We start from the raw sequence: 6,063 nt of genomic DNA, 5'->3' as shown, positions 1-6,063 counted from the left end.
GTACAGTCGAATAGATTTATATAGAAATTTGAATACAAATTTATATAAACGGAATACGTAACGATCTATTTTGGAACGAGGACCAATATTTCTTATATATTCAGCGTTTAATCTTTGAAATTTACCTTTTGTTCAGCCGTTACTCTGCCTAATCGCCTTGTCATTGCCGAAAGCACCAAGGATTGGTCCATCCGGCAGAGGGGCTGGGGCATGCCCATGACACTTCGCACGTTCCAGAACTCGAACAAGCGGGTATGTGATGAAACGCAAGAAAACGAGTGTGAGCCTCATCGAGGCCGACCAGATTGTAGCAACGGCGCTGGAGAGACTATTTCTCAAGGAAAGAACCGAGATCCATCATCTTCCGTCTGACTTCGCAGAACGTCCGGACGATGAAATGGCTTATGAGCTCAACCACTCCTTCGGCGCGCTCATCGGTTCTACGGAAAATGCCGAAGAACTCGTTCGCCGTCTGCGGGCTGGTGGTTGTACTGTGCCCATCATCGTTCTCATCGATCATCGATGCAGCCAGAGCACCATTCAGCTCCTGAATGCCGGCGCTGACGATGTGATGGTGAAGCCTGTGAATGCTGCTGAAGTGCTGGAGAGAATGGCTGTCATCACACGTCGGACTTTCGGCCACCAGACAACCGGCATCCAGATCGGCGAGATCACCGCCTATTTTGACGGACACGACCCCGAGGTGGACGGGAAACGCATCAAGCTCAGCCACCGCGAACACACGATCTTCACGCAGCTTGCCTTGCGCGTTGGCCGCGTCGTCTCCAAGGAGACGATCTATGACGCGGTTTACGGTATGCGTGACACGCAACCGTTCGACAAGGTGGTGGATGTCTATATCTGCAAGCTGCGCAAGAAGCTTGCGGCGCATACGTCTGGCGGCTGTTACATCGAAACGGTCTATGGCCGCGGCTACAAGCTGGACGCCCCCTCGGCGGCAAGCCTGCCCGATATGGCAGAGGACATTATCGAGGAAGCCGAACCGAAACGCGCTGTCGGCTGAGGCACCCACAAAAGAAAGACGGGCCCCAAGCGGGCCCGTTCTCTTTTGTCGTGTCGATGAAGCAGCAATCAGAAAATGGCTGACCCGTCCTGGCCAAGCCGATGCCACAGATCGCGCAGCAGATGGGCTACCACCCGCTCCATATCATAGCCGGCTTCCGGCACGATCCTCTCCAGCGTGCAGAAGCGGCGGCTGCCCTCTCGCGTCATGTAGAAGATGACATTGTAGAAAGGGCCACGCCATGTGAACTCAAGCTGCACCATGGGCGGTGAGTTCCAGTCGAGGCCGAACATGCCCTTGCCTTCAAATGTAACCGGGGCACTATTCGGCATGCTTTTCAGCACATCATCGACAACATCAATCAACACATCGCGGTAGCCATTGCGCAGCTCGCCGACGAAATGGGCGAGATCGACATCAAATATGTCCGCCATCGCTTCGCCAAGAACCTGCTCGAGCCCGGCGCAGATCAACCCGTCATAGGAGTGACTGGATGAAGATCCCTCGCTGCCATTGCGGCTGCCGGTAATGAGCGTGAGGGTGGGTCTGCGATGGTGTTGCGCCATACGAATATGCCTTTAGCCGAGTTCCCCGCCAAGATGCATCAGGCTCCGCTGGCGGGCGATCTCACGCGTGATCTGTTGCGCCGCCGCTTTTGGCATTTGCGCAAGGATCGGCGCCGCATCGCGTTCGCTCATCGCCATGACAATCGACACCACGATTGGCATATCGAGATCGGCGAGAATGGAAGCCGCCTCCCCTGCCTTCATATTACGATACAGATTAACAAGGCGTTGAATGTCCTGATCCTCCGCCGCCTTGCGCTGCTCAAGCAGCTTCTCCAGTTCCGTCTTCAGGGCTGCCAGATGATCTACCTGCTGATTGATCCGCAGTTCGGCCGCCTTAAGCTGTACCAACCTGTCTTCTGATGCAGCCGCCGTCATGGGACAGGTCGCCGGTACCATCGGAGCAGCGATTTCATCTTCCTTCTCTGACGCGATCACCTCCGCAGCGGGCGCGGCTTCCTCGACGGTGGCAAGATTCTCCGCCCATGGCCGCGGATGGTCACCGAAGCCCGGCACCGTGCCAGACTTCGCAATGGCCTGGCTCTGCTGCACGACCAGTTCCACATGAACGGGAAGTGCAAGCAGGATCGCCGTCAACGCAATCAGAGTAACACTGACTCTCATTTCAGCTCCCCGCTTCCTGCGATGCAGTCTGAGGCCCATAGAATGTAGCGAGCGCTTCGCTGAGAACCGCACCATGCCCCTGCCCGGCGGTTTCCGTGTCGCGAGCGCGATAATGCGTCGCGGCGCGCGTCGTGGCCTTTGCCCAGACGGGGGCTCGGATCGGCTCCGCAGGTTCATTGGCCGAGGTGGCAAGGCTCAGAATATCACGAACTGGCGCAGTCGGCTTTTCAATGACCGCCTGCTGCAACGAAACAGGCTTTGCCGCCTGAGCACGCTCCGCCACCTTCTGTTCAAATTTCAGATCAAGAAGCGCGCGCTCTATGTCTTTCTGCTTGGCGCTCGCGCGCGAAATGGCATTCTCAAGCGCATGGGCGGCCTGCCCTGCATCTTCCTTGAGCATTTGCAACGTACCGGACATCTCGACCGTCAGATCAGCGAAGCGGGCAATCGTGGGCGCAATCCCGTCCTGCCCTGACCGCAATGCCTGCAACCGGCGCGATACGACGAACATATATCCCGCACAGACAAGCAGCGCGACCAGAAGCACACCGTTAATCGCGAGCGATAGCATCGAAAAACTCCTTCTTCTGGTCGGTCGGCTCTTCTATCCGCACCGCGAGAGAGCCGTTGGATTGGCCCATTTCACCTTCATAGAGCGGAACGCCATTGCACATGAGCCGCGCCGATGGCTTGCCGACTGAAACAGGCAGCATGACCGTCATGCCCGGCTTCCAGCTGGCAACCTCGCCGAGAGGGATCATGCGTTCATGCAGCACGCCGGTCAGGGTGAGTTCCGTGCGGCGTACTTCCGTATTCAGATGCTGTTCCCAAACAGGGTCACGGCCGAACTTGTCGTTCACAAACATCTTGAGCAGAGCCTTACGCACCGGCTCCAGCGTGGAATAGGGAATGGCGATGCTGACAAGACCACCGACCTTTTCAAACGCGATGCGCAGCGTGAGCAGGACCGTCGGCGTATTCTCCCGACAGATCACCACAAACTCGGGATTTGTCTCGATCCTCTCACCTTCAAACTCAACCTTCGCGATGGGATCGAATGCGGTAGACAGGTTCTGCGCGACAACATTGAGTGTCCGCTGCGCAAGACGGCGTTCGATGGAGGTGAAGGCACGCTGAAGCTCTGTACTCACAGGTTGCTGGCGCCCCCCCATCAGCACCTCGACCAGCGCAAAGATCATCTCGGCATCAGCGGCCATGAGCACCTTGCCATCCCAGCTGCGCGCCGCCGTGACGCTGATAAGACCGGGATCAGGAAACGTGCCCAGCGCCTCACCAAACTTCATCACTGAGTAACGCTCAATCGAGATCTTGGCAGTGCGCGAGGTGAACTGGCGCATACCCGAGGTAAGAAGCCGCACCAGCCGGTCCGCAATCACATCCAGCATCGGCAGGCGCTCATAAACACCCGCCGCGCCCGTCAGCCGGGAGAGAGCATCATTCTTCACGGAGTCCGGACGGCGGTTCAGCGCCTCCGCAACCCCGGCCTCGATGTCTCTCTGCTGAGCGGCCACTGTTTTCTTGCCAGTCGGCATCGTCTAATCCCGCCTTCAGAAGCCTGCCGCCATACCCGGAATGGGTTCAGAGACGATGTCCGTCAAGGTCACGCCGAAGCGGTCATCATCAACGACCACCACCTCGCCGCGCGCAATCACGCGTTCATTGATGGTGATGGCAACAGGCTCGCCCACCTTGCGGTCGAGTTCCACCACGGCACCACAACCGAGCTTGAGAAGATTGGCGACAGGCATGACAGCCGCGCCGAGAACAACCTGCATCTTCACGGGAACACCCATGATGAGGGACAGGTTCTGAAGCTCGGTCTGAGCGCTTGCGAAAGCCTGCGCCGTTCGCGCACCCGTGGGGGACGGCTGGAGAGACACCCCGGCATCCTCCGGCGAAATCGATACTTCTGCGGCGACGTCAGCCGCGCCGGACACCGCCATGTCCATTTCATCGTGCTGATCCGTCATTTCCTCATCTCCTTCAGTTGAAAATTCTCGTTCTGGTCGAGCACAGCCGAAAGTTCCTCAAAGAGATCGCGCGCATCGAAGCGCACCCCGCCGTCGCCCCAGCGGAGATCGCAGCTTCCTTGCGGAATCCGGGCGATGCCGATCACTTCAAGCGTGTGTCCGTTTTCCTCGGCAAGCGTAACGAGCCTTTCCCCGGCCATAGCGGCATCCATGGGATTGAGACGAAGCTCCAGCGCAACACCGTCGCCGATCCGCTCAAAGGCTTCACTCATCAGCTCTTCGAGACGGTTAAAGAAACCAGCTTCCAGAAGACGCGGTGCGAGCCGGCGCACAAGCGCGCGCATGGCAGAGAGCATCTGCCGCTCCATTTCCGAGATCGAACTGCGCAGTGTTGTATCCGACGTGGCAAGGGCCTCGACGATCCGCTCCAGCGCAGCCGCTTCCCTTGCGCGCTGCTCAGAGCGGGCCGCTTCCTGTCCCTCAAGGAAGCCTGCGGCCCGACCTTCCGCATAGGCCTGCTTGCGCGCATCGGAAATCCCCTGCTCGACGCGCTGCGCGATCAATCTTTCATTCGTTGCCTCATCCACGAAGGATGCGGGGTGAACAGCAGTGATGCCCTCATGTTCCTCGCCATCATGGAACACACGGAACCTATAGGGGTGATGGCGATCTCCATTGCGGATGCTCATGCGCGCGCCTCCTCATAGATCCAGGACCGGAGGATCGCGACGGCATCATCGGGGTTCTGTTCCACGATTTCGCCGAGCTTCGCGATAGAGGATTCGCGGACCTTCCCCTCGACCGATTTGAGCTGGATCATGTTTTCAACAAAGCGTTCCGTGTCTGACGCACCCGGCAAGGCTTTCAGAGCATCATCCGTCCCCGGCAAGGCCTGCGCCTGCGGTCCGCCCAGGGCGGCCATCGCCTCTCCGTCACCGGGAGCAAGCTGCGTCAGAAGATCGGTTTCAGCGTCCTTGTTGCGCCGCGCCGTGGCGAGCAGGCGCGACATAAGCGGCCGAAGACCGAACATCACGAGAAGGCCGACAATCGCAAGCAACACCACGGATTGCACAATCGTGCCGATATTGCGCATGAGGACTTCCGCGAAGCCGGGCTCGCCCATTGCGATGAGGTCCATGCCCCGCTCCTGGAAGCGTACATTCTCGACCGTTACCACGTCGCCACGCGACTGATCGAAACCTGTGGCGGTGCGCACGATGGTTGCAATCTTGGCAAGCTCTTCTTCCGTGCGTGGTGCGTAGCTTTCTGCCCCATCAGCTCCCGCTCCCCGCACACCATCCACAAGAACGGCGACATTTACGCGCTCAATCGTTCCGCCCTCGCTGATGCGTTCCCGGCGCACGCTCGAGATTTCATAGTTAATGGTTTCTTCCTGACGGCGCGTATTCGAGCTGGACTGTGCCCCCGCCGCATTCGGAACATCCTGTGTCGGCAGATTCTGCGACACGGTCGTCGGCGGATCGATGCTCCTGTCATTCGATTCCTCGCTTTCCGCCACATTGTGCCGCGACCGTTCGATCTGGCTTTCCGGGTCGAAAATCTCTTCGGCCACCAAAACCCGGTCCATATTGAGTTGGGCGGTTACGGCGACACGGAAATTACCGTGACCGAGATAGGGCGTGAGAAGCTGCGAGACGGTGTCCGCCATCTTGGCTTCCGTTTCGCGCTTGAGATCGATACCTCGCGCTGCCAGCGGCCCGCTGTCTCCCTGCGCGGCGAGAATGGTGCCTGTCTGGTCAAGAACCGTTACGTCCTCGGCCTTGAGGCCCGGCACAGCGGATGAGACAAGACGCTGAATGGCAACCGCCTTCTCGCGCGCCTTGGAGGATGAATCCTC

General features: G+C 58.7%; 8 protein-coding genes. 1 reads left to right on the top strand and 7 read right to left on the bottom strand.

Annotation, left to right across the window (positions count from 1 at the left end):
* Window positions 1-259: 259 nt before the first annotated feature.
* The gene (locus tag WBF74_RS10925; RefSeq protein WP_424439480.1) at window positions 260-1,024 is read left to right on the top strand and encodes a winged helix-turn-helix domain-containing protein; all 765 of its coding nucleotides are present in this window, start codon (window positions 260-262) and stop codon (window positions 1,022-1,024) included.
* Window positions 1,025-1,092: 68 nt separating this feature from the next.
* On the opposite strand, the gene WBF74_RS10920 is transcribed toward WBF74_RS10925, so the two are convergent.
* The 7 genes from WBF74_RS10920 to WBF74_RS10890 form a co-directional block, all read right to left on the bottom strand.
* Window positions 1,093-1,590, bottom strand: a complete 498-nt coding sequence (locus WBF74_RS10920) for a hypothetical protein (protein ID WP_424439478.1) — start codon at window positions 1,588-1,590, stop codon at window positions 1,093-1,095.
* Between the two features lie 12 nt (window positions 1,591-1,602).
* The gene (locus WBF74_RS10915) at window positions 1,603-2,214 is read right to left on the bottom strand and encodes a MotE family protein (RefSeq protein WP_424439475.1); all 612 of its coding nucleotides are present in this window, start codon (window positions 2,212-2,214) and stop codon (window positions 1,603-1,605) included.
* Between the two features lies 1 nt (window position 2,215).
* The gene (locus WBF74_RS10910) at window positions 2,216-2,785 is read right to left on the bottom strand and encodes a hypothetical protein (protein ID WP_424439472.1); all 570 of its coding nucleotides are present in this window, start codon (window positions 2,783-2,785) and stop codon (window positions 2,216-2,218) included.
* Window positions 2,766-3,767 carry a FliM/FliN family flagellar motor switch protein gene (locus WBF74_RS10905; RefSeq protein ID WP_424439469.1) on the bottom strand — a complete coding sequence of 334 codons (1,002 nt, stop codon included), beginning with the start codon at window positions 3,765-3,767 and terminating at the stop codon, window positions 2,766-2,768. The genes WBF74_RS10910 and WBF74_RS10905 overlap by 20 nt, the downstream gene beginning before the upstream one ends.
* 15 nt (window positions 3,768-3,782) lie before the next feature.
* The gene (gene fliN, locus WBF74_RS10900; protein ID WP_424439466.1) at window positions 3,783-4,205 is read right to left on the bottom strand and encodes a flagellar motor switch protein FliN; all 423 of its coding nucleotides are present in this window, start codon (window positions 4,203-4,205) and stop codon (window positions 3,783-3,785) included.
* Window positions 4,202-4,894 (bottom strand): hypothetical protein, encoded by a 693-nt coding sequence (locus WBF74_RS10895; RefSeq protein WP_424439464.1) that lies wholly within the window; start codon window positions 4,892-4,894, stop codon window positions 4,202-4,204. Before WBF74_RS10895 ends, fliN begins: the two co-directional genes overlap by 4 nt.
* The coding region (locus tag WBF74_RS10890; RefSeq protein ID WP_424439461.1) for a flagellar M-ring protein FliF at window positions 4,891-6,063 on the bottom strand (1,173 nt) is incomplete at its 5' end. The genes WBF74_RS10895 and WBF74_RS10890, both read right to left, overlap by 4 nt.

The organism is Parvibaculum sp. (assembly GCF_049672805.1).
Lineage (GTDB): Bacteria > Pseudomonadota > Alphaproteobacteria > Parvibaculales > Parvibaculaceae > Parvibaculum.
The sequence above is the reverse complement of the archived record's forward strand: the minus strand, read 5'-3'. Positions and strand labels throughout refer to the sequence as shown.

Coding starts and splice junctions, on each gene's coding strand:
- WBF74_RS10925 (WP_424439480.1), top strand. CDS start 260: ATGAAACGCAAGAAAACGAGTGTGAGCCTCATCGAGGCCGACCAGATT.
- WBF74_RS10920 (WP_424439478.1), bottom strand. CDS start 1,590: ATGGCGCAACACCATCGCAGACCCACCCTCACGCTCATTACCGGCAGC.
- WBF74_RS10915 (WP_424439475.1), bottom strand. CDS start 2,214: ATGAGAGTCAGTGTTACTCTGATTGCGTTGACGGCGATCCTGCTTGCA.
- WBF74_RS10910 (WP_424439472.1), bottom strand. CDS start 2,785: ATGCTATCGCTCGCGATTAACGGTGTGCTTCTGGTCGCGCTGCTTGTC.
- WBF74_RS10905 (WP_424439469.1), bottom strand. CDS start 3,767: ATGCCGACTGGCAAGAAAACAGTGGCCGCTCAGCAGAGAGACATCGAG.
- fliN (WP_424439466.1), bottom strand. CDS start 4,205: ATGACGGATCAGCACGATGAAATGGACATGGCGGTGTCCGGCGCGGCT.
- WBF74_RS10895 (WP_424439464.1), bottom strand. CDS start 4,894: ATGAGCATCCGCAATGGAGATCGCCATCACCCCTATAGGTTCCGTGTG.